Raw genomic sequence first — 23,607 nt, 5'->3', positions numbered from 1 at the left:
AAACAAAACAATAAGTTATGATTTCAAAAAGCCTCTACTTTTCAGCCATTATGGCTTTGACATGCAGCCTTGGTTTCAGTCAGGACGCAAAAAAACAGCAAGACATTAAATCGATCAAATCGATGTGCGGTTGTTATGAAGTGAAATTTAATTTTGCAGAAACTTTTCAATATGCTAAAGATTCAGCAACATACAAACCATCACAAACTAAGCATGAATCCGCTTTAGAATGGGTAGAATTGTTAGAAGACACTCCTAACAAAATTGTGATGCAGCACTTATTAATTGTAAGTGATGATATGATTATTAAACACTGGAGACAAGATTGGCTTTACGAAAACACAGACTTATATTCATTTGACAAAGGAACTTCTTGGAAGTACAAAAAACTGGATAAAAAAGCCGTAAAAGGACAATGGACTCAAAAAGTATATCAAGTAGATGATAGTCCAAGATATGAAGGATCTTCAACTTGGGTACATGTTGACGGAAAAGATTATTGGGCAAACGTTGCTGATGCGCCATTACCAAGAAGAGAGCAAACTCACCGTAATGATTACAATGTTTTAAAAAGAAGAAACATTCATGAAATCACTGCAACTGGCTGGAATCATGAGCAAGATAATGACAAATTAATTAGAGATGACAGCGGAAAAGATGTTTTGTTAGCTCAGGAAAAAGGATTTGATGTTTATACAAAAGTACCAGATATTAAATGTATCGCTGGTCAAAAATGGTGGGTTGCAAACAATGCACTTTGGAAAAATGTTCGTGATAAATGGCAAACTTTATTCGACAGACATCAAGATTTAAACTTAGAAGCTAAAGTTGATAGAAAAGCACTTTACTCACTTTTGTTTGACTTAAAACCAAACGCAACAAAAGCTGAGAGTGATGCAATCATCAACAAGTTCGTAAAATAAAAAATGTTTGTGTTAGTTGTAAAAAAGCCGGTAGTTATAAAAACTATCGGCTTTTTACTTTAAACAAAATACGATTTGAAATTTAACTCTTAATTTCCTTTTTATCAAAAGCAACCTATCTTAAATAGTTAAAATCAAGTAATACTTATTTACTTTGAAGGATTAAAACTGTTTAATTTTTATCCCAAAATAATTTTGTAGATAATTTATCTCCTCCAATTGCTGCGGCCGCAGCATTATAATTTGTAGCATTTAAAGTTTGTTCTCTAATTGGATAAGCCATTCTTGAAGGAATTTGCCCATCTGAAGCCGCATCAGCATTTGGCGGCGGCGTCAAAGCAGGAAAATTCAATCTTCTTGTAAATGTCCAACCTTCAAAACCTCTGTTATACATGGCATACCATGCCTGCTCTCCTATTTTTTGCTGCCAAGTAGCTGCAGCAGTACTATACGCTACTGTTGGCTGAGCTAAATAACTATCAGCAGCATCTGTTGGTATTCCCCAATCTTGCATTGAAGCTTTAATTGCATTATTGTAATGGGACTCAGCACTACCGCTAACCGCAATACCTCTTTCTACCGCTTCTGCTAATAGAAATTCAACTTCTGCATAGTCTAAATAAGTTCCTTTGAAATCTGGTGCTTGGATTAGATCATTTATGTGTGTAAATTTTCCAAAACTATTTTTAACTCCAATGACTCCTCCTTTATAAGGTAACGGATTTCCATTTTCATCTTGTAAATTTTGAGCAAAATAAACTTTTGTTCTAGGATCGTTCTTAGCTACTAATGCATCAACAAATGGCTTTGCAGGTACAAAATCATGTCTTCCTCCAAAAACTAAATCTACAAAAAGAGGATTAGTATTAGGTACATTTTTCTCATACCCTATTTTTGCATTATCACCATTAGATGTAAATACATTTTCTGAAGCTGATACAATAGCAGCATCTGCGATAGCGTCTTCTAAACCTGAAGCTTTAAGATTTATACCTAATTTTAATTTAATGCTATTTGCAAATTTTATCCAAGAAGTTAAATTATCTCTGTAAATAACATCTGCGCTTCCAAATGCCGCATATCCTGTCTCAATGTTTGCAATGTCATTATCAAGACGTACAATCAAATCTTTATAGATATCAACAGCTTTGTCATATTTTGGAAGATAGTTACCTGATCCTTTTAACGCATCTGAGTAAGGGATATCTCCAAAAGTATCCACCAAAATTTGATAAGAGTAAACAGTTAAAATATCAATTAAAGCAAGTTTATTCTTTTTTATTGCTGTCTTAGCCGCAAAATTAGGATCAGAGGCCAAGATAACTTCATTTTCTACTGCCAATTTTGCCATGACTAAATCACTTAGAGATCCATCATTTGTCGTTGTCCCTGAAAAATAAGCATTCCAATGATTCCCTGATATATTTCTGGTTGTCCATTGATAAACCGATTCATCAATATAAGTAGTCTCAGTCCACTGCTGATTCACTAATCTGAAGATGTTTTTATTTACACTGGTATTTACAACTTGTTCCGCAATACCTTTTTGAGCACTTGTAAAAAGTGAAGCAGCTGGAACTTCAGAAGGATTTTTTTTATCTGTATTTAGATCTGTCAAATCACTGCAAGAACTTGTAAGTGCTAAAACACTTAAAAAATAAATTATTTTTTTCATGATATTGTATTAAAATTTAAATGTTAAGTTAAATCCAATGTCTCTTGTTGTAGGCAATGATCCAACAGAATAACCTCTCGAATTATTCCCAGAAGACAATCCACTTTCAGGATCTGCATAAGGCAGGTTTTTGCTTATAATCCATAAATTGGATCCTAACAAACTAAATGTAGCGGAGTTAACAAATGTTCCTTGGAACATACTTTTAGGGAAATTGTATGAGATAGAGACTTCTCTCAATTTTACATATGAAGCATCGTAAACAAATGCTTTAGCCGGTTCTGCTAAATAACCATAGTTATTAGAATAAACTCCAGGATTTTGTGACATTACTGTATTTGGAGTTCCATCAGGAGCAACTCCAGCATTTAAAATACCTGTTTCACGAATATTACCCACGGCAGTTTCTTTATATAAACCAGTAGCTAGTCCGTAGTACATATCTAGAGAAAAAATATCACCTCCTTTTTGAGTATCTATTAAGAAGCCTAAAGAAACATTCTTATACGTAAATTTATTTCGAATACCGCCTATCCAATCAGGTGTAATATTTCCTATTGTATTATCAGATGTATTTGTGACCATATACTTACCAGTCTTTTGATCTATTGTAGGCTGGCCATTTGTATAAACATAATCAGTACCCTTTATACTTCCATAAGCCTCATTAAGAGTTGCATTAGTCGTAACTCCTCCCTGAAAAGCAGCTAGTTGTAAGTTTTCTATACCGCCTGGTAAGGAAACAACTTTACTTCTATTATTAGACCAGTTCACAATAACATCCCAACTAAAATCCTTTGTTTTTATGGGAGTTCCTATAATTTGAATCTCCAAACCTTTATTCTCTATATTACCACCATTTACCCAAGCATTAGTAAATCCTGATCCAGAAGATACTGCTGCAGATACAATTTGATCTACAGAATTTGTTTTATAATAAGTAACATCTAATCCTAAACGTCTATTAAACATACTTGTTTCTAAACCAACTTCGAAAGATTTTGTCCTTTCAGGTTTTAGATTAGGATTTCTATTAAGATTAGGTAAAGTATACATTGGTTCATTATTAAAATTAGAACTTCTTGTATAGGTATTTGCCAACTGCAATGCATCTGCATCATTACCTACTTCTGCATAATTCATTCTAAACTTCCCTAAATTCATCCATTCTGCTTTCATTAAATTGGAGAATAAAACAGATCCTGAAACTGCTGGATATATATAAGAATTATTTCCTTTTGGAAGTGTCGAAGACTCATCACGTCTAACAGAGGCATCTATAAAATAAGTGTCTTTAAAGCCCAAAGATGCTTGCGCATAAATGCCGTTTACTTGTTTTGTATATTTTGCTTCGGTAGGAAAGGGTAATGCATACCTTGAATTTGATAATGCATATATCCCAGGTGTTACTAAACCTCCAATTGTAGATGAAAGTACACTCTCTTTATCGTCTCTTCTTACATTCGCCCCTAATATTCCGGTCAAGCTAAAATTCTCTGCAAATTTCTTATTGAAGTTTAACATAAAATCATAATTGATTTCCTGAAAATTATTGTCATATCTTTGATAACCTGAAGTTTCATTGACAGGAGATAAACCAAAACCTGAAGCAATAGAACCAACAGCTCTTCTTTCTTCTTGAAGTTCTTTATAAGTATCTAGAGATACACGACCTAAAGCACTTAACCAATCTGTAATTTTATAATCTAGAGATGCATAACTAAACAAACGTGTTCTGTTATCTGAAGAATAATTTTGATAACGAGTAAAATAAGGATTATCCCAATAAGCAGGTACTAATCCTTCTGCCGAAGTGGGATCAGACCAATTCCAAGTAACATTTTGTCCTCCAGAAGCTTTATAAACATTTTCTAACTCTTTTAGGTCAGTATTGGTTTGCCACCATTGTCTAAAATTTCCTAAAATATTATCATTGTAACCTGTAGAGTTTCTACCAACAGTACTTTGCAGCGTCACAGCAGCATATGCATTTGCAGTTAATTTGTCGGTAATTTTTTGACTAAATCTAGCGCTTAACTGATTCTTTTTTAATTCACTGTTTGGTAAAATCCCTGATTGAAGTGTATTTACATAAGACAATGAAAGACTTGATCTTTCAGTCGCTTTTTCAAGAGATAAACTATTTACATTTGTTTGAGCCGTTTTAAAAAAAGTAATCGGTCCATTTTTAGCAGCACTCCAAGGAGTCGCTTGTCCATAATTTTTTGAGTACGGAGTAAAAGCGTCCCATTGATAAACAGGTTGTCCAGTAAAAGCATCTCCGTAAGAGGCATCGTTAGAAGTATCTACAGTAGGAATTAAACTTTCTGGATCAAGAAATGAACTTCCAATTCCATATCCTGCTCCATATTTAGTTTGGTATTTAGGAAACGTCGATTTATCAACTGTCCCTACTGTAAAGCTGCTTGAAAAAGTAAATCCAACTTTTTGGTCTGCTATCTTTCCTTTTTTTGTTGTTACCATAACAACTCCATTAGCTGCCCTAGATCCATATAAAGCAGTAGCAGCAGCTCCTTTAAGAATATTAATACTTTCGATATCTTCCTGATTAATATCAGAAACGCTATTTCCATAATCATATCCCCCACGTCCCGTTGTCTGAGTTGTCGAATTAGAGTTTGAATTATCTACAGGTACACCATCAATAACCCAAAGTGCCTGATTATTTCCTGTTAGAGATTTGTTACCACGAATCACCACGTTTGTTGATCCTCCAAAATTTGTATTTCTTGAAACTTCAACACCAGCCGCTTTTCCTGCTAAAAGATTAGCCACATTTGCATTGCCTGCTCCACCATCTAAATCTTTCCCTGAAATTTGCTGTGTTGCATATCCTAAAGATTTTTTTTCTCTTTTAACTCCCATTGCAGTGGTTACCACTACACCTTCAAGTTCTGTAGCATTGTCGACTAATTTTATATTAATCAAAGAGGAATTCACAACTACTTCTTGTGTTTTCATTCCGACATAACTAAAGATTAAAACCTGATTTGTGTTGGCTTTAATTGCATACTTTCCGTCAAAATCTGTTTGAGTTCCTGACTTGGTTCCTTTCACTAATACACTAACTCCCGGCAAAGGTACTCCTGCATTATCAGAAACTGTTCCTGTGATTTTTTTCTCTTGTGCAAAGATTAATTGCATACTAAGAACAAAAATGAAGACCATTAATCCTTTTAATTTTTGTTTCATTGTTTTTTTGTTTAGAATTATTTGGCCGAACTTATTAAATTAAAATAATTTTAACAAGTTTTTTACATCATTTAACATTCATCAAAATAATAATTTTACTACAATAAAAAATATTTAAACCAAAAACACCAGTAATAACCTACAAATAATTACAAAATAGCTAGGAAAAAGGAAGAAATGTAGTCAACTAAGGAAATAACATATTTTTTAAAAGTGTACTCGACAAAATAGAAACCAATACGTCGAATAAAAAAAACCGTCTAAAAAATTAGACGGCCTTAACTCCTTACCATTTTATGCTAAAAGGATTACTAATTCAATATAGACTAAAATGAATATAAGGAAGATATTTTCATCTTACATTTGACAACAAAAAGGTGGATTTTTTATAGAAATGGCTGTTTTGCTTCGAGCACAAAACATTATAATTTGTAAGAAAGGGGATCTTACACTGCCAAACAAGATTTGTTTTTTTAATTCTGAAGCAAATATAACAAAATAAAAGTCATTTCCTACAAAATAATGCTACAAAACAAAACATATCTTACTTTAGTATTTTATTTTCTCTTTTCAGTAATAACAAAAAAAGCCAATAGTTGAAAACTATTGGCTTTTTATAATTTAAAGAATGCTGTTGTTAAATACTAACTTGGATCAACACACTCAGAATAAGTAACGATATGTTTAGTTAAATCTGTCCATTTTGGCTCAGGATTTTCAGAAATTACTTTTTCACAACTTCCCCATAATGGTTGAAATTCTTTTTTGTAATCTTTTTTCTTTAATAAAAATGCTGGAGAATCTTTTTTAGCAACATAATATGATTTTGCATCTCCACCAACGAATTTAACTCCGCCTACTCCTAAAGATGTAGTTTCTTTAGCATAAGGATCACAATATACTTTAACATCTTTACTAAATCCAGGATTTAAAAGCTGCATTAATAATTTTGAATTTTTCTTTTTAACTTTTACATCAGCAGTTTCAAAATAAGCATATCCTTGGTTTAAGAAATCTTGATTTAATTTCTCATCATTCCACTTTTTGAAATCTTCAAGAAAATTTAATTTTTTTCCTAAATTATCAAGTCCACTTGGCGGCAAATACATAAACTTAATGTCTTCTGGTTTTAGTTTGTGTTTTTTTCCAGCTCCATCTTGCAATTTGATGAACTCAATTAATCCTTTATCTCTGTCAATATCTCTAATAGTTCCATTAATTTCAGTTCCGTCAGCTAAAGTTATGTACGCTGTTTTACTGTGTGAAAATCCATAAGATGGGGAAATTAAATTTTGTGCTTTCACTGCAGTAAATGCAACGAAAAGCATCATAAAAAGTAAAGATTTTTTAATCATTATTTTGGTTTTAGAATTGTGCCTACTCTTACGATTTTCGGCTTCCTCGCTTTATTTTCAGAACACAAAGGAAACATTAGCTCCCTAAAAAATATTCGTGTTTTTAACTACTATTGACAATCATTTTCTTACTGTAAACATAATTATAAAAACGAAATATACAAGGCATAATTCTTTTTTTTTACACGAAAATTCACTCATACAATCCGTAACATTTCACTAACACTAACTTTAAATTTTCTACACTTTTCAAAAAAAAAGCAGTCAAATTAATTCAAAAAAAAAGCTGATAATTGTTTCCAATTATCAGCTTTTCTGTGGATTTTCTTCAATTACATTCTTTCAGGAACTTCAATACCTAATAATGTAAATGCAGATTTTATAACTTCAGCAACTTTTTGTGAAAGCTGTACTCTGAATATTTTTTTTATTAAATCTACTTCGCCTAATATATGAACTGATTGATAAAACGAATTGTATTCTTTTACTAAATCATAGGTATAATTAGCAATTAATGCCGGGCTGTGATTTTGTGCAGCATTTTGAATTATCTCAGGAAAAAGCTCAATTTGTTTTACGAGTTCTTTTTCTTTTTCGTGTAACTCTTGAATCTCTGATTTAGCCGAAAAATCAAAATCGGCTTTACGAATAATTGATTGGATTCTTGCATAAGTATATTGAATAAACGGACCTGTATTTCCTGCAAAATCAACAGATTCTTCTGGATTAAACAAAATACGTTTTTTAGGATCTACTTTTAAAATATAATATTTTAATGCCCCAAGACCAATCGTTTTATACAATTTAGCTTTCTCTTCGGCAGAATAACTTTCTAACTTTCCTAAATCTTCAGAGATTTGTTTTGCGGTATCAGCCATATCCTGCATCAAATCATCTGCATCAACAACAGTTCCTTCACGGCTTTTCATTTTTCCAGAAGGCAAATCAACCATTCCGTATGATAAATGATATAAGCTTGAAGCCCAATCAAATCCTAATTTTTTAAGGATTAAAAACAAAACTTTAAAATGATAATCTTGCTCATTTCCAACGGTATACACCATTCCGCCAACATCTGGCATATCTTTAACACGCTGAATTGCCGTTCCAATATCTTGTGTCATATAAACAGCTGTTCCATCAGAACGTAATACAATTTTACGATCTAAACCTTCATCTGTCAAATCAATCCAAACAGAACCGTCAGGATCTTTTTCAAAAACACCTTTATCAAGACCTACTTGAACAACATCTTTCCCTAATAAATAGGTATTGCTTTCGTAATAGTATTTATCAAAATTAACTCCAAGATTAGAATACGTTACAGCAAAACCGTCATAAACCCATTGGTTCATTTTTTTCCAAAGTGCAATAACTTTCTCGTCTCCAGCTTCCCATTTTTTAAGCATTTCTTGCGCTTCAATAATAATTGGCGCTTGTTTTTTTGCTTCTTCTTCGGTTTTACCAGTCTCTATTAATTGATTTATTTCTGCTTTATAAGCTTTATCAAATTCAACGTAATATTTACCAACTAATTTATCTCCTTTTAAATTTGAACTTTCAGGAGTTTCTCCGTTTCCAAATTTCTCCCAAGCCAGCATCGATTTACAGATATGAATTCCACGATCATTAATGATCTGTGTTTTGTAAACTTTTTTACCTGATGCTTTGATAATTTCAGCAACTGAATATCCTAACAAATTGTTACGTACGTGACCTAAGTGTAAAGGCTTATTTGTATTTGGCGAAGAATATTCGACCATAATTGCTTTATCTTCAGAATTTGGAGTTACATATCCAAATTTAGAATTGTCTTTTATTTCATTAAAGAAATTCAAATAATAACTGTCTGATATTACAATATTCAAGAAACCAGAAACTACATTGAAACGAGCAACTTCTGAAACATTTTCAACGAGATAATTTCCAATTTTATTACCTAATTCCGCAGGATTGCTTTTAATAACTTTTACTAAAGGAAAAATCACCATTGTAATATCGCCTTCAAACTCTTTTCTAGTAGTTTGAAATTCGATTTTATCAACTGTAACGTCAAATAATGCTTGTATTGCTTTTTGTATAGAAGGTGTAAGAATTTGTGATAATGACATGTAAACTTATTTTTAAAGTGAGCAAAGATACTGCTTATTCATCAATAACAGAAAATGAATAACATATAAAATACTATATAACTATTAGAATTTCTTAAAACCATCTTGCTTTCAAGTGTTAAAATTATCAAAAAACAAAAACCTTAATCCCTTACAAAACAGAAGCATTCGTGAAATTACATTTTTTTTTAACTTTTTATGTGTAACATATCGCTGACTAAAGAGTCTTAATAGGGACTCTAATTTTATTATGAAGAACAAAAAAAACAAAAAAACGAAAAACAACCGCATCATCAATCAATCAAAATAATCATTATCGCATTATGAAACTAAAATTCTTTCTGTTGGTATTACTAGGTGTAATCTCGACAGTACAAGCTCAAAACTCAGGAACGGTCTCTGGAAAAATTACTGAAAAATCTAATAGTGCGCCTATTTCTTATGCTACCGTATCTATTAAAGATAACGGAAAAGTTGTTTCGGGCGTAAACACAGATGACAACGGAGATTTTACTTTTAAAAACTTAGCTTTAAAAAGTTATACAATTGAAATTCAATATATCGGTTTTAGAAAATATATTGGCTCAATCATTTTAAGTGAAAACAAGAAATCTGCAACTGTAAATGTTTCTCTTGAAGAAGAAGCAACGCAATTAAAAGGTGTAAACATAGTTGCTGAGCGCTCTACAATCGAACAAAAAATTGACAGAAAAGTAGTTAATGTTGGTAAAGATTTAACGACTGCCGGCGCTTCTGCTTCAGATATTATGAACAATATTCCTTCTGTAAATGTAGATCAAGATGGAAAACTTTCGCTTCGCGGAAATGATAATGTTCGTGTATTAATTGACGGAAGACCTTCGAATATTGATCCAGCACAATTGTTAAAACAAATTCCATCGACTTCAATCAAAAAAATTGAGTTAATTACGAACCCAAGTGCAAAATACAATCCGGAAGGAATGTCTGGAATCATCAATATAATTTTGCACAAAAATGCAAATGTTGGTTTTAATGGAAGCTACAGCGGAGGTATTACTTTTGGAGAAACGGCTAAATACAACCAATCTCTAGATTTAAATTATAAAACTGGAAAAGTAAATTTCTTTGGAAATGTAGGACAGAATTTTGGTACATATCATAACAAAGGATTTATTAATAGATTTGACGAAGATATCAGCCAAAAAATTAACGTTTTAAACGACAACGATTCTTATTTGTACAAGATTGGAATGGATTATTTAATTGATGATCATAATACATTGTCTATATATACTAATCAGAATAAATCGGACGGAAAAGGTTTTGTAGATACTGACATTGATTATAATAATGTAACTGGTTCTGATATCTCAAATATTTTTCAGAAATCAAGATACTGGGGACCAGATCAAGTTGGAACTTATAACTTAGCTTATAAACACATCTTTAAAAAAGAAGGTCATACTTTAGATTTTGAAGCAAATTACAGTGATAATAAAAAAACACAAAACGCTTCTTTTGATACTAAAACAACAAAAATTGACAATACTAGTGCTGATTTACTGTACAATGATTTCTTAAAAGGGACACGAAAATTAAGTACCGTAAACATCGATTATGTGAACCCGTTAAACGAGAAAACTACTCTTGAAGCTGGTGCAGAAGCGAGAATTACAAAAACTGGAAACGATTATATCACAGGAAATCCTTTGATGCCAATTGCTGATCGTGTTTCAAATTACACTTACGATACTGATATATACTCAGCGTATGTAACGTTTGGGCAAAAATTCAAAAAATTCAGTTATCAATTAGGTGCACGTTTTGAGAGTTATAAAGTAGCTGCTAATTTAAATCACGGTAAAGATAAATTTGATGATGACTATATTACATTATATCCATCTGCTTATTTAACTTATAATTTGAATGAGAAAAATACTTTGCAATTTAGTTACAGCCGTCGTGTGGACCGTCCAAGTTTAGAGCAGACAAAACCTATTCGTGAGTTTGCAACTCCTTTAGTAACTTCTTTAGGAAATCCTGAATTAAGACCTCAATTTACTAATTCTGTGGAAGTAAATTATACTAAAACACTTGAGAAAGGAAGTTTTACTGCTGGTGTTTTCGTAAGAAGTATTAATGATCAAATCAGTAGAGTTTTATATCCAGATCTAGCAGATCCAAGCAATGAAAAGCAAATTATGTCTTATACAAACTTTGATCACAACACTTCATATGGATTTGAGGTTTCCCTTAACTATAAAATCACAAAATGGTGGGACATTCAGCCGTCTATTGATTTTTCAAGCATTAATCAGGAAGGAATTGTGTACAAATATGTTGCAGGCGACAAAAGTATTCCAGAGCAAAAAACGGTTACTGTTGCAGCATTCAATGGTCGTATGAATTCAAACTTTAAAGTAAACAAACGTTTAAGCTTCTTATTATTTGGATTCTATAGAGGTGCGGTTGATGGTCTTCAAAATAACAGCCATGAAATGTATAAAATGGACATTGGTTCACGTTATACTTTACTGAACAACAAAATGAATATCAGCGTACGTTTTAATGACGTTTTCAATACCATGAAATATGCTTTTGACACTATGTCTCCTTATCCTCAAGCAGGACAGTTTACTTGGGAAAGTCAAACGGTTTATTTAGGTTTAACGTACAACTTTGGAGGTGCAAAAATCAAAAACTTACAACGTAAACAAAGAGAAGATAACACTAATAAAGGCGGCGGCGGAATGTTCTAATCTCGCTTTTATTAGATCTATTTTAATATTTTTTAAATAATTTCTTGTAGAAAAAAAGCCTGAAGTTTGCCAACTTCAGGCTTTTTTATTTATTTACAAAAAGTTTTTCAGTTCTTTTACTTCTTCAGGATTTGCTGTTTCTGTATTATCAGTAATTGCGGATGAATGGTAGAAAGTCGGCTCTAGTTTATCTTGAAGCAGTTTAATATTTGAAGATCGCAATCCACCGCCCGGCATAATTTCAATTCGATCTTTTGCCAGCTTTTGTATCAGTACCAAATCAAAAATACCTTCTTCAACATTTTTTCCTCGTCCAGAAGTTAGAATTGTATTGAAACCACACTCAATAACATCTTCTAGTGATTGCTCAAAATCATTAACCACATCAAAAGCACGGTGAAAAGTACAAGAAAGTGAACCTGCTAAATTAACCAGCTCTTGATTTTGTTTTTTATTTACGCTGCCATCAGTATTCAAAATTCCAAAAACAAAACCATCAACTCCAAGTTTTTTAAACTGTTTGATATCTTGTTTCATTTCAACAAACTCCTCATCAGTATAAACAAAATCTCCTCCGCGTGGTCGTATAATTACATGCATTTTTATAGTCAGTTTTTCACGAACTCTTACTGCCGATATTGTATTTGGAGTAGTTCCGCCAAGCTGCATATTATCGCATAATTCGATTCGGTCAGCACCATTTTCTTGCGCAATTATTGCCGATTCATAGTTGAAACAGGCTATTTCTAGTTGATTTTTTTTCATTTTATTTAGAGATATTTCTTAATGTTTATCATAACGAAATAATCTGATGCAGTTTCTTTTTCTTCGAAATGACACAAACAAAATTATAAAAAAACCTGCTCCAAAATGAAGCAGGTTTTCAAAATATAATGCAAGATGAATTAATTTACCATTTAATGATTGCGCTTGCCCAAGTAAATCCACTTCCAAAAGCAGCTAAAACTACTGTATCTCCGGATTTAATTTTACCTTGTTCCCAAGCTTCTGTCAAAGCAATTGGAATAGATGCTGCAGTTGTATTTCCGTACTTTTGAATATTATTATGTACTTGATCGTCAGACAATTTGAATTTGTTTTGAATGAATTGTGAAATTCTCAAGTTTGCCTGATGCGGAATCAACATATCGATATCTGAAACCTGCAACCCATTTGCTTCTAAACCTTCATTTATTACTTCAGCGAAACGAACTACTGCATTCTTGAATACAAACTGTCCGTTCATATACGGATAATAACTTTCGTCATTTGGATCGTTATCAGCAATAATATCTGTTACCCAACGAGCTCCCATTCCAGGTGCCTGCAAAGCCAATTCTTCGGCATGCTGACCTTCTGAGTGTAAATGTGTTGATAAAATTCCTTTCGTCAAATCTTCTTCACGACTTAAAACAGCTGCTCCTGCTCCATCTCCAAAAATAACTGAAACTCCGCGTCCGCGAGTTGTCATATCTAATCCTGTCGAATGTACTTCAGAACCTATTACCAAAATATTTTTATACATTCCTGTTTTAATATATTGATCTGCAACAGAAATAGCATAAACGAATCCAGAACATTGATTTCTAACATCTAAAGCTCCTACTGTTCTTAATCCTAAATCACGCTGTACTAAAACTCCAGGCCCTGGAAAATAGTAATCTGGACTTAATGTAGCAAAAACTACAAAATCTATATCTTCTTTGGCTACACCAGAACGCTCGATTGCAATTTTAGCAGCTTTAACTCCCATTGAAGTTGTAGTATCTTCTCCACGAATGATATGTCTTCTTTCCTGAATTCCGGTACGCTCCTGAATCCATTCATCATTGGTATCTATAATCTTAGACAAATCATCATTTGTCACGACATTTGAAGGAACATAATATCCTAAGCCCGCTATTTTTGAATGATACATATTCTTTTTATTGTTTGTTAAAAATTTAGAATGCAAATTTAAGTATACTTTAAAAAATTAGCATACAAATTAGTCTTTTTTTCGTAATTATCAGTTTAATATCTTTTAATTATAAGACTATTTAAAAACATTTAATTCCTAATTAAACAGCTTTTTAAACAAATAACTGAAAAGAATGAAAAATAACCTATAAAATGTAACAAGACTACTGTATCTTAGACAAACATTTTAAGTGTTCTTAATTCAAATCCAAAAAATCCAAATCATGAAATTAAAGGTTACTCTATTCTTACTTTTACACCTTGGTTTATTTTCTTTTGCACAAGAAAATTTAACGTATCAAAAACCCCCTAAATCTATCCTAGATCTAGCTGATTATCAAAGAGCCCCAAGTGTATCGATGGATACAAAAAAAGAAAACATGCTCTTATTGTCTCGAAGCACATACAAAACTCTTGACGATTTAAACCAAGAAGAACTTCGTTTAGCTGGTTTAAGAATCAATCCTATTACTAACATTTCAAGTACTGTTACTTATGTGACTAATCTTAAAGTTAGAAAAATAAGTGGAAAAGATGAAATTCAGGTTTCTGGACTTCCAACCGACCCTAAAATAAGTAATATCCTTTGGTCACCAAATGACAAAAAAGTATTGTTCTCTCACACTACAAACTCTGGTGTTGAACTTTGGGTACTAGATATTGCAACAGCTCAAGCTTCAAAACTTACTGAAGCAAATGTAAATGCAAATCTTGGAAATCCTTTCAGCTGGTTTTTAGACAATGAAACTATTTTGGTGAAAATGCTGCCAAAAAACAGACAGCCTCTTTTAGACTCTAAAAAAGATTTACCAACTGGCCCAATTATTTCTAACACTTCTGGAGAAAAATCTCAAAATAGAACTTACCCTGATATGTTGAAAAACAAAAACGATGAGGCTAATTTTGAAAACATAATTACATCTGAATTATACAAAGTTAAACTAAATGGAGATACTACTCTATTTAAAGAAGCTGCTATGTTTGCAGGTGAAAGAATTTCTCCAGATGGTAATTATATAATGCTGACTACTATTCAAAAACCTTTTTCATATGTAGTTCCATTAAATAGATTTCCTTCTAAAACAGTTGTTTATGACTTAAGAGGAAAAGAAATTAAAACTGTAAACGAAGTTCCTTTAAATGAAATCATGCCAAAAGGTTTTATGGCAGTTCGTAAGGGAAAAAGAGAAATGAACTGGAGAAATGACAAACCTGCAACTTTATCTTATGTAACAGCTTTAGACGAAGGTAATCCGGCAAACAAAGTAGATTTTAGAGATGAAGTTTTTCTATGGGAAGCTCCATTTACAAATGATGCTGCAACATTAGTAAAGCTTCCTCAACGCTATAGTTATATTACTTGGGGGAACGATAATATTGCTTTTATTACTGACGAATGGTACGACACTCGTAACACTAAAACATACCTAATCAATCCGTCAAATCCAGGACAGCAACCAAAAGTAATTACAGATAGAAACCAACAAGATGTTTATTCAGATCCGGGAGTTTTTGAAACTAAAAAGAATGAATATAATAGAAATGTTTTAGCGATCGAAAAAGACAATGCTTTCCGAATTGGTGACGGATATACAAAAGAAGGACAATTCCCTTTTATTGATGAATTCAATTTAAAAACTTTAAAATCAAAACGCATTTATACTTCTCCATACAAGGATAAGAAAGAAGATTTAATAGAAATTGAAGACTTCAAAACTGGAAAAGTTTTAGTACAGATTCAATCTAAGAGTGAATATCCAAATTACTACTTTAGAAATATCAAAAAGCAAAACAGTATAACACCTATTACTGCTTTTAAAAATCCATTTGAAAGTATTAAAGATGTTAGTAAAGAGGTAATCAAATACAAACGTAAGGATGGATTAGAACTTTCTGGAACTTTATATCTGCCTGTTGGCTATGATAAAGCTAAAAAAGAGAAAATGCCTTTATTAATCTGGGCTTATCCTGCTGAATATAAAGACAGAAACAGTGCAAGTCAATCAACTCAAAACTCTAACGAATTTACGTTTCCATATTATGGATCATTTGTATATTGGGTAACAAGAGGATATGTAGTTCTTGATGATGCTGCTTTTCCAATTATCGGAGAAGGAACTACAGAACCAAACGATAATTTTATATCACAATTAGTAGACAATGCTGCAGCTGCAATTGATGCAGTTGATGCGTTAGGTTATATTGATCGTAAAAAAGTGGCTGTTGGAGGACATTCTTACGGTGCATTTATGACTGCTAATTTATTAACTCATTCTAACTTATTTGCATGTGGAATTGCAAGAAGTGGTGCTTACAACAGAACACTTACTCCATTTGGATTCCAATCTGAACAAAGAAATTACTGGGAAGCTCCTGAAGTTTACAACACAATGTCACCATTTATGAACGCTGATAAAATGAAAACACCATTACTATTAGTTCACGGTGAAGCAGATAACAATCCTGGAACTTTTACTTTGCAGACGGAACGTTATTTTCAAGCATTAAAAGGTTTAGGTGCTCCAGCTAGAATGGTAATTTTACCAAAAGAATCTCACAGTTATGTTGCTAAAGAAAACATTTTACACTTGCTTTGGGAACAAGATCAGTTTTTAGAAAAGTATTTGAAAAAATAAATCACTATAAACGATTATAAAAATAAACCCGATAGATTTAAAATCTATCGGGTTTTATATTTTACAAGTAATTTAAGCCTAGGAATATTTCTTGATCTAACGGAAGATCTATTTCACTTTCAAAAAACACCAGCTGTCTTTTATAAACCGTTTCAATTAAAAAATGACTTCCTCGAAAATAAGTTCTTCTAATCTTTACAGGAAGTTTCGATTCTGAAACCATTTTAAATTGATGTGGATAAACTAATGTTTTATGTGTTTCATCTTCATAAGGAAGCAATAAATGTGTTGCAATTTCATTTACTTCACCAAACAATGAAGCTACATATTTAGTTTCTGGATCCTCGTATATTTTTGTTGGATTATCTTTGACAATTATTTCTCCATGACGCATAACAATTGCTTCATCTGCAAATGACAAAGCATCTGTACTGTCGTGTGTGGCAATTATACAAGTAATTCCTTTTTGCTTTAAATAACGAAATAAGTTACGACGCAAAGCGTTTTTACGGAAAGCATCAATTTGACTAAAAGGTTCGTCTAACAAAATAACTTCGGGTTCTAAAGCCAAAACTCTTACCAAAGCTACTCGCTGCTGCTGACCGCCGCTCAAAAATTTTGCTTTTACATTAGAGAACGATTCCATTTCTACCATCTCTAATAACTCCTGAACACGAAGTTTTTTCATATTAGCAAAACCATTCGATAGAAACTTCCCGACATTCTCAGCAACTGTTTCATATGGAGATAAATCAAAATCCTGCGCTAAATATTTCATAAATGGCATACCAGGAATCAAATTATACTTTGGTCCTAAAATTGGTTTCTCACCATAGAACATTTTTCCTTCGTCTAGATTATATAAACCATATATTAGTTTTAGCAGCGTGCTTTTTCCACAGCCGCTTTCACCAATAATAGCAATATTCTCGCCTTTGTTTATAGTAAAAGAAACGTCTTTAATAACAGGTTTATCGGTATACGTAAAAGAGATATTCTGAATGTCGAGCATGAGTTATATTTGAAAGTCCAAATTTACAATGTTTAATTTCTAATGTCAAAAAAAAAAGCTGCCTCATTTATGAAACAGCTTTTTTTAGATTTTATTTTATCTGAAATTATTTTCCAGCTTCTGCTTTAGCATCATTAACCATTTTGTCGTTTGCAGTAATAGAGAATTCTACACGACGGTTCTGAGCTCTTCCTTCTGGAGTATCATTTGTTGCAATTGGATCAACAATACCTAAACCTGAAGTTTTAAAACGACTTGATTTCAATCCTTTAGAAACTAAATAAGCTTGCACAGAAGCAGCTCTTTGTCCTGAAAGTGTCAAATTATATTCTGGTTTACCAGTATTGTCTGTATAACCAAAAATTTGAATATCAGTATCTCCATAAGCATTAAACACAGGAACTAATTTATCTAAGTTCGCTTTTGCCTGAGCAGTAAGAGTTGATTTATTAGTATCAAAACGAACAGCATTTTCATTTAAAGTTAAGTGAATTCCTTCACCAACTCTTTCAACATCTGCGCCTGGTAAAGCCTGATCAATTTCACGAGCCTGTTTATCCATTTTGTTTCCAATAAGAGCACCAGTTCCACCACCTACAGCAGCACCAATAGCAGCACCTAAAGCCGCATTTCCGCCATGTCCTAAATTATTACCTAAAATACCACCAATAAGTCCACCAGCAACTACTCCAATTCCAGCACCTTTTTGTGTATTATTTGCATTTTGCACTGAGTCGCAGCTTGTAAATAAACTAACTAATACAAGTAAGCTACTTAATCCTAAAACTGTTATCTTTTTCATTTTTTTCCTTTTTTATATATTAATTAGCTCTCTGAAATTGATAAGTAACATCTGTTACTTGTCCACCAACATTAATGTTGTCAATTAACTGAAATGAATTATCAGTAAGTCCTGCAACTTTAAGTAAGTATCCTGATTTAACATTTTTTGATTTTGTTCCTGGATCAACAATTTTAAGTACAAAAAGTCCTTGATTGTTAATACTCCAAACAATCGGTGAAGTAAAACCTGTACAACTTGGAGCTGTTAAAGCCATAGTACCTTTATTATTATTTGAAATAAAACTCCAAGTACTACCTATAAAACACTTAGAATCTGCAAGATCAAAAGAAGTTACTTTGATATAATCAGAGCCTGGATAAGACACATTAGTAAGTACCCAATTTCCTTTAAGTGCAACTTGAGTCGGTCGATCAAGTTTAGTCGAAAGCGTTGGTGCTTCATTAGAAGAAGCTGTTGTAGACGAAGCTGATTTACACGCAAAAAACATCGCGGCAACCATGCAAATGAAAATAATTTTCTTCATTTTGTTACATTATTTAAGTTAATACTTACTCGTTTAACAATTATTATACCACAAATATACGATTCGTAAGGACAAAATTTGTTTTAGAATCTATTTATTTTCTTTCAAAATTAACACTTACGACAATTTGTCACCTTAAAAACAATTGGTATTTTATTTGACGGAATGAAAATCATCAAGTTAAACTCAAAAAATTAAAAAATATGACAACAGGTAAAATTAATGTTTCGGTAGAAAACATCTTTCCCTTAATCAAAAAGTTTTTATACAGCGATCACGAAATTTTTCTTCGTGAGCTGGTTTCAAATGGAACCGATGCTACTTTAAAATTAAAGCATCTTATCAGTATTGGAGAAGCCAAAGTAGAATATGGAAATCCGGTTATTGAAATCAAAGTTGATAAAGAAGGAAAAAAAATCCACATTATCGACCAAGGTTTAGGTATGACTGCTGATGAAGTAGAAAAATACATTAATCAAGTTGCTTTTTCGGGAGCAGAAGAGTTCTTAGACAAATACAAGGATTCTGCAAAAGATTCAGGTATTATCGGACATTTTGGTCTTGGTTTTTATTCCGCTTTTATGGTTGCGGAAAAAGTAGAAATCATTACAAAATCATACAAAGATGAACCTGCAGCGCACTGGACTTGCGACGGAAGTCCTGAATTTACTTTAGAGCCAGCTGACAAAACTTCACGTGGTACAGAAATCATCCTTCACGTTGCCGAAGATTCTTTAGAATTTTTAGAAGATTCTAAAATCAGTAGTTTATTGAACAAGTATAACAAGTTTATGCCTATTCCAATTAAATTTGGAACAAGAACTGAAACTCTTCCAAAACCTGAAGATGCTCCAGAGGATTATGTAAATGAAACTGTCGAAATTGACAACATCATTAACAACCCAAATCCAGCTTGGACAAAACAACCATCTGAATTATCTGATGAAGATTATAAAAACTTCTACAGAGAATTGTATCCAATGCAATTTGAAGAGCCGTTATTCAACATTCACTTAAATGTGGATTATCCATTTAACCTAACTGGAATTTTATATTTCCCTAAATTAGGTTCGGACATGCAAATTCAAAAAGATAAAATTCAATTGTACCAAAACCAAGTTTACGTTACTGATAACGTAGAAGGAATTGTACCTGAATTTTTAACGATGCTTAAAGGTGTAATTGATTCACCAGACATTCCGTTAAATGTTTCTCGTTCAGGCTTACAAGCTGATGGTGCCGTTAAGAAAATTTCAAATTATATCACTCGTAAAGTAGCTGATAAATTGAAGGCTTTATTTAATGAAAACCGCGCTGATTTTGAAGCGAAATGGAACGATATTAAAATTGTTTTAGAGTACGGAATGCTTTCTGAAGATAAATTCTACGAAAAAGCTGGTGCATTTGTTTTGTATCCAACAGTAGATAATACTTATTTCACTTTAGAAGAATTAAAAGAGAAATTAAAAGAAAACCAAACTAACAAAGATGGTAAACTTGTAGTTCTATACGCAGGAAATAAAGAAGAGCAACACTCTTACATCGAAACTGTAAAAGAAAAAGGTTACGAAGTATTACTTTTAGATTCTCCTATTATTTCGCATTTAATTCAAAAAATTGAAAACGACAATACAGATTTAACTTTTGTTCGTGTAGACTCTGATCATATTGATAATTTAATCAAAAAAGATGAAAACACGATTTCAAAATTATCTGATGAAGAAAAAGAAACTTTAAAAACATCATTAGAAGCTTATATTCCTAAAGCATACAGCGTACAACTTGAAGCTATGGACAGCCAAGCAGCTCCATTTATAATTACGCAGCCAGAATTTATGCGTAGAATGAAAGAAATGAGTCAAAGCGGCGGCGGCGGAATGTTCGGAATGAACAACATGCCAGAAATGTACAACTTAGTTGTAAACACTAATTCTGACTTAGCTACAAGCATCTTAAATACTGAAGACAAAACACATCAAGAGCACTTGGTGAAACAAGCCTTAGATTTAGCCAAATTATCACAAAATCTATTAAAAGGTGAAGCATTAACTGCTTTTGTAAAAAGAAGTTTTGAGATGATTAAATAATCATTCCAAAAAAAAAATCACTTTTAAAATCCTACAGCACAACGCTGTAGGATTTTTTTTTTGAGATTCATTTTTTTATTACATTTGGATACCCTATTAATCTAACCTTAAACAAAACTACTATGAAAAAATCTATTTTTCTATTTGCAGCAATCTGCCTTTCTTCATTTTTTTACATTTCATGTTCAAGCAATGATGATATTGTAAACCAAACAGACACCAGCTCTATTGGTGCTTCAGTTTTGATTGATGCCACAAACGATATGGATATAAAAACAGGATTAGCTGTGACAACAAATAACAGCTCAACAGCCAAAACTACTGAAAATGTATCTGGAATTTGCGGTACTATTACCTTAGAAAATTCAAATCAAAATTCTTATCCAAAAATTTTCATTATTGATTACGGAACTTCAGGTTGTGCAAACAATCAAATACTTAGAAAAGGAAAACTAAAAATTATACTTTCTGGTCCGATAATTACAACAGGAAGTAAAATGACAATCGAACGAATTGACTATTCAATAAACAATCTTAAACTAGAAGGAACAATTGAATACACCAATACTACAACTGTTCCAACTGTACCACAATTTAGTCGAAAAGTAATTAACGGCAAACTAACAGATATAACAGGAAGAGTTTATTTAAATTCAGGACTCGTTACAGTTAAACAAACCGCTGGTGTTGACACACCTTTTGTTTTAGAAGACAATGTTTATGAAATGCCAGAAGGAACACATACTATCACGACTGATAAAGGAGGAACTTTAACATTGACTGTACAAGAAACTCTAATAAAAAAATATTCTTGTGAGTTTATCTCTAAAGGAAAATTAAAAATCACTGGCGGCTCTTTAAATGGTGTAGTTGATTATGGAAATCTAGAATGTGATACGAAATACACTTACATACATGAAAATGGGACTGCCTACATTTTAACAATGTAAACGATTCATAATTAAAAATATATGCAAATCTCAATTTAGAAATAAATTGGGATTTTATTTTTATTAAAATTTAATTCCCATTCATTACATTCAAACTATTTTCTTTATTTTGCACCAAAATCTAAAAACTAATGAAAAAATCAATTATTGCCTTTGTTACTCTTGCACTACTTGCATCATGCAGCAAAAAAGAATCTGCTGACAACTTACATATAACCGGAAATATAAAAGGTTTAAAAAGCGGAACCCTTTATATTCAACGATTTGCTGACACATCGCTTGTTGCAATAGACAGCATTAAAATTGATGGAAATTCAGCGTTTGAAAGAGATATAAAATTAGAATCACCAGAAGTATTGTATTTATTTCTAGATCGTGGTACATCAAATTCTTTAGACAATAATATTTTATTTTTTGCAGAACCTGGAAATATCAATATCGAAACTAATTTGGATAATTTTATCGCAAGTGCAAAAATCACTGGATCAAAAAATCAGGAGTTATACGAACAATATCAAAAAATAAACTCTCGTTTCATAGATGAAAACCTTACTATGGTACAGTCGAAATTCAAAGCCATAAAAAGACAAGATCAAAAAGCAATAGATAGTATAGATGCGAAGCAACAATCAAATATTAAAAGAAAATATTTGTACGCGACAAACTTCGCTATTAACAATAAGGATTATGAAGTAGCGCCATATATCGCGCTAGCCGAAATTTACGATATTAATGTTAAATTTCTTGATACGATTCAAAAAACGATGACTCCTAAAGTAGCAAAATCACTTTATGGAAAAAAACTTACCAAATATGTAGCCGAAATCAAAAAGGCTGAACAAAAATAATCTTTGATATTATAAGGTCCTGAAGTATTCAGGGCCTTTTTTTATACTTCAAATTCAAACATTAAGAATCATAAGTTTCAAGAGCTACAACTAAGAACTCAACTGAATCGGCATAAAAAATACAACCAAATAGTACTTGATTTCTTAAATACTACCATCATAGATTTTATTAGCTTTTATAGCTTTTATAGCAAGTAAAGAAGAGCTATTTCATTGATACATAAAAGAGATAAATTAATAAGCTTCAGAATTTCTTTTCGATCCAATAAAAGCAGCTTCTTCCCTAAAATAAAAGCCACAGAATAACTTTTTTCATCCGAAGACAATCTTACTCATAAAAAACAAAAAACAGCTTTAAAACTGCTAAAAGCAAAAAATACAATTCAACTAATACAATTTAGGGCGTTTCCCTTCGGGCCGGGCTGTCCGCTGTATCTTTTGCAAAGAGCTTTCAGAGGAAAAATAGATCTTTATGTTCCCGCAAAAGGATGCCGCTTCCATCCCTAACGCAGACAAATTACAAGATCTTTTTCTGTCTTCCGTCCGATTCTATCAATAAAAAAGATAAACTCAAATTCGTATTTTCGACAGCCGAGATACAATATGTATTTCACAGCCCTGATTTCTAAAACCATTATAAACCAAAAAAATCCTCATCAAGTAATTGATGAGGATTCTTAAAAGAAAGACGATGACCCCCGATGGCTGTCGGGGCTCCTGCAATATACCATACCTTTGGGTATTTGCGTAAAACAAAAAATCCTCATCA

General features: G+C 32.1%; 15 protein-coding genes. 6 read left to right on the top strand and 9 right to left on the bottom strand.

Translation table 11 applies throughout. From position 1 onward, the window contains the following. Positions 1-17 precede the first annotated feature (17 nt). Positions 18-923 (top strand): DUF6607 family protein, encoded by a 906-nt coding sequence (locus B0A81_RS10230; protein WP_089057946.1) that lies wholly within the window; start codon positions 18-20, stop codon positions 921-923. Between the two features lie 172 nt (positions 924-1,095). Here the strand turns inward: B0A81_RS10230 and B0A81_RS10225 are convergent, their stop codons facing one another. The 4 genes from B0A81_RS10225 to argS form a co-directional block, all read right to left on the bottom strand. Continuing rightward, a complete protein-coding gene (locus tag B0A81_RS10225) occupies positions 1,096-2,598 on the bottom strand; it encodes a SusD/RagB family nutrient-binding outer membrane lipoprotein (protein WP_089057945.1) in 1,503 nt (500 codons plus the stop codon). Positions 2,599-2,607: 9 nt separating this feature from the next. Beyond that, the gene (locus tag B0A81_RS10220) at positions 2,608-5,811 is read right to left on the bottom strand and encodes a SusC/RagA family TonB-linked outer membrane protein (RefSeq protein ID WP_089057944.1); all 3,204 of its coding nucleotides are present in this window, start codon (positions 5,809-5,811) and stop codon (positions 2,608-2,610) included. A gap of 644 nt (positions 5,812-6,455) precedes the next feature. Further along, positions 6,456-7,166, bottom strand: a complete 711-nt coding sequence (locus B0A81_RS10215; protein WP_089057943.1) for a hypothetical protein — start codon at positions 7,164-7,166, stop codon at positions 6,456-6,458. A 332-nt stretch (positions 7,167-7,498) separates the two neighbouring features. Further along, positions 7,499-9,277 carry an arginine--tRNA ligase gene (gene argS / locus B0A81_RS10210; RefSeq protein ID WP_089057942.1) on the bottom strand — a complete coding sequence of 593 codons (1,779 nt, stop codon included), beginning with the start codon at positions 9,275-9,277 and terminating at the stop codon, positions 7,499-7,501. A 323-nt stretch (positions 9,278-9,600) separates the two neighbouring features. Here argS and B0A81_RS10205 point away from each other — a divergent pair, with 323 nt between their 5' ends. Continuing rightward, positions 9,601-12,018 carry a TonB-dependent receptor domain-containing protein gene (locus B0A81_RS10205; RefSeq protein ID WP_089057941.1) on the top strand — a complete coding sequence of 806 codons (2,418 nt, stop codon included), beginning with the start codon at positions 9,601-9,603 and terminating at the stop codon, positions 12,016-12,018. Positions 12,019-12,111: 93 nt separating this feature from the next. Here B0A81_RS10205 and B0A81_RS10200 read toward each other — a convergent pair whose 3' ends face one another. Next, positions 12,112-12,783, bottom strand: a complete 672-nt coding sequence (locus B0A81_RS10200; RefSeq protein ID WP_089057940.1) for a copper homeostasis protein CutC — start codon at positions 12,781-12,783, stop codon at positions 12,112-12,114. A 145-nt stretch (positions 12,784-12,928) separates the two neighbouring features. After that, entirely contained in the window at positions 12,929-13,936 is a 1,008-nt protein-coding gene (locus tag B0A81_RS10195; RefSeq protein ID WP_056200855.1) for a 3-oxoacyl-ACP synthase III family protein, read from the bottom strand. A gap of 265 nt (positions 13,937-14,201) precedes the next feature. Between B0A81_RS10195 and B0A81_RS10190 the strand changes: the two genes are divergently transcribed. After that, positions 14,202-16,613 (top strand): S9 family peptidase, encoded by a 2,412-nt coding sequence (locus B0A81_RS10190; RefSeq protein ID WP_089057939.1) that lies wholly within the window; start codon positions 14,202-14,204, stop codon positions 16,611-16,613. Positions 16,614-16,674: 61 nt separating this feature from the next. Here B0A81_RS10190 and B0A81_RS10185 read toward each other — a convergent pair whose 3' ends face one another. From B0A81_RS10185 to B0A81_RS10175, 3 genes are all read right to left on the bottom strand, one after another. Continuing rightward, positions 16,675-17,625, bottom strand: a complete 951-nt coding sequence (locus tag B0A81_RS10185; RefSeq protein ID WP_089057938.1) for an ABC transporter ATP-binding protein — start codon at positions 17,623-17,625, stop codon at positions 16,675-16,677. A 106-nt stretch (positions 17,626-17,731) separates the two neighbouring features. Further along, positions 17,732-18,427: an OmpA family protein gene (locus tag B0A81_RS10180; protein ID WP_089055933.1), complete on the bottom strand. Its 696-nt coding sequence runs from the start codon at positions 18,425-18,427 to the stop codon at positions 17,732-17,734. A gap of 19 nt (positions 18,428-18,446) precedes the next feature. After that, positions 18,447-18,953, bottom strand: a complete 507-nt coding sequence (locus tag B0A81_RS10175; RefSeq protein WP_165768057.1) for a lipocalin family protein — start codon at positions 18,951-18,953, stop codon at positions 18,447-18,449. 203 nt (positions 18,954-19,156) lie between these two features. On the opposite strand from B0A81_RS10175, the gene htpG reads away from it, so the two are divergent. From htpG to B0A81_RS10160, 3 genes are all read left to right on the top strand, one after another. After that, positions 19,157-21,040 carry a molecular chaperone HtpG gene (htpG, locus tag B0A81_RS10170; protein WP_089057936.1) on the top strand — a complete coding sequence of 628 codons (1,884 nt, stop codon included), beginning with the start codon at positions 19,157-19,159 and terminating at the stop codon, positions 21,038-21,040. 122 nt (positions 21,041-21,162) lie between these two features. Next, complete coding sequence (locus B0A81_RS10165) at positions 21,163-21,990, top strand: hypothetical protein (RefSeq protein WP_089057935.1); 828 nt, start codon at positions 21,163-21,165, stop codon at positions 21,988-21,990. Between the two features lie 131 nt (positions 21,991-22,121). After that, positions 22,122-22,838 carry a DUF4369 domain-containing protein gene (locus B0A81_RS10160; protein WP_089057934.1) on the top strand — a complete coding sequence of 239 codons (717 nt, stop codon included), beginning with the start codon at positions 22,122-22,124 and terminating at the stop codon, positions 22,836-22,838. Positions 22,839-23,607: the final 769 nt, after the last annotated feature.

It is taken from the genome of Flavobacterium plurextorum (assembly GCF_002217395.1).
Lineage (GTDB): Bacteria > Bacteroidota > Bacteroidia > Flavobacteriales > Flavobacteriaceae > Flavobacterium > Flavobacterium plurextorum.
Note: the sequence above shows the minus strand (reverse complement) of the source record. Positions and strands in the feature narration are given on the sequence as shown.

Excerpts from the sequence above, each read along its gene's own strand:
- B0A81_RS10230 (WP_089057946.1), top strand. The coding sequence starts at position 18 with ATGATTTCAAAAAGCCTCTACTTTTCAGCCATTATGGCTTTGACATGC.
- B0A81_RS10225 (WP_089057945.1), bottom strand. The coding sequence starts at position 2,598 with ATGAAAAAAATAATTTATTTTTTAAGTGTTTTAGCACTTACAAGTTCT.
- B0A81_RS10220 (WP_089057944.1), bottom strand. The coding sequence starts at position 5,811 with ATGAAACAAAAATTAAAAGGATTAATGGTCTTCATTTTTGTTCTTAGT.
- B0A81_RS10215 (WP_089057943.1), bottom strand. The coding sequence starts at position 7,166 with ATGATTAAAAAATCTTTACTTTTTATGATGCTTTTCGTTGCATTTACT.
- argS (WP_089057942.1), bottom strand. The coding sequence starts at position 9,277 with ATGTCATTATCACAAATTCTTACACCTTCTATACAAAAAGCAATACAA.
- B0A81_RS10205 (WP_089057941.1), top strand. The coding sequence starts at position 9,601 with ATGAAACTAAAATTCTTTCTGTTGGTATTACTAGGTGTAATCTCGACA.
- B0A81_RS10200 (WP_089057940.1), bottom strand. The coding sequence starts at position 12,783 with ATGAAAAAAAATCAACTAGAAATAGCCTGTTTCAACTATGAATCGGCA.
- B0A81_RS10195 (WP_056200855.1), bottom strand. The coding sequence starts at position 13,936 with ATGTATCATTCAAAAATAGCGGGCTTAGGATATTATGTTCCTTCAAAT.
- B0A81_RS10190 (WP_089057939.1), top strand. The coding sequence starts at position 14,202 with ATGAAATTAAAGGTTACTCTATTCTTACTTTTACACCTTGGTTTATTT.
- B0A81_RS10185 (WP_089057938.1), bottom strand. The coding sequence starts at position 17,625 with ATGCTCGACATTCAGAATATCTCTTTTACGTATACCGATAAACCTGTT.
- B0A81_RS10180 (WP_089055933.1), bottom strand. The coding sequence starts at position 18,427 with ATGAAAAAGATAACAGTTTTAGGATTAAGTAGCTTACTTGTATTAGTT.
- B0A81_RS10175 (WP_165768057.1), bottom strand. The coding sequence starts at position 18,953 with ATGAAGAAAATTATTTTCATTTGCATGGTTGCCGCGATGTTTTTTGCG.
- htpG (WP_089057936.1), top strand. The coding sequence starts at position 19,157 with ATGACAACAGGTAAAATTAATGTTTCGGTAGAAAACATCTTTCCCTTA.
- B0A81_RS10165 (WP_089057935.1), top strand. The coding sequence starts at position 21,163 with ATGAAAAAATCTATTTTTCTATTTGCAGCAATCTGCCTTTCTTCATTT.
- B0A81_RS10160 (WP_089057934.1), top strand. The coding sequence starts at position 22,122 with ATGAAAAAATCAATTATTGCCTTTGTTACTCTTGCACTACTTGCATCA.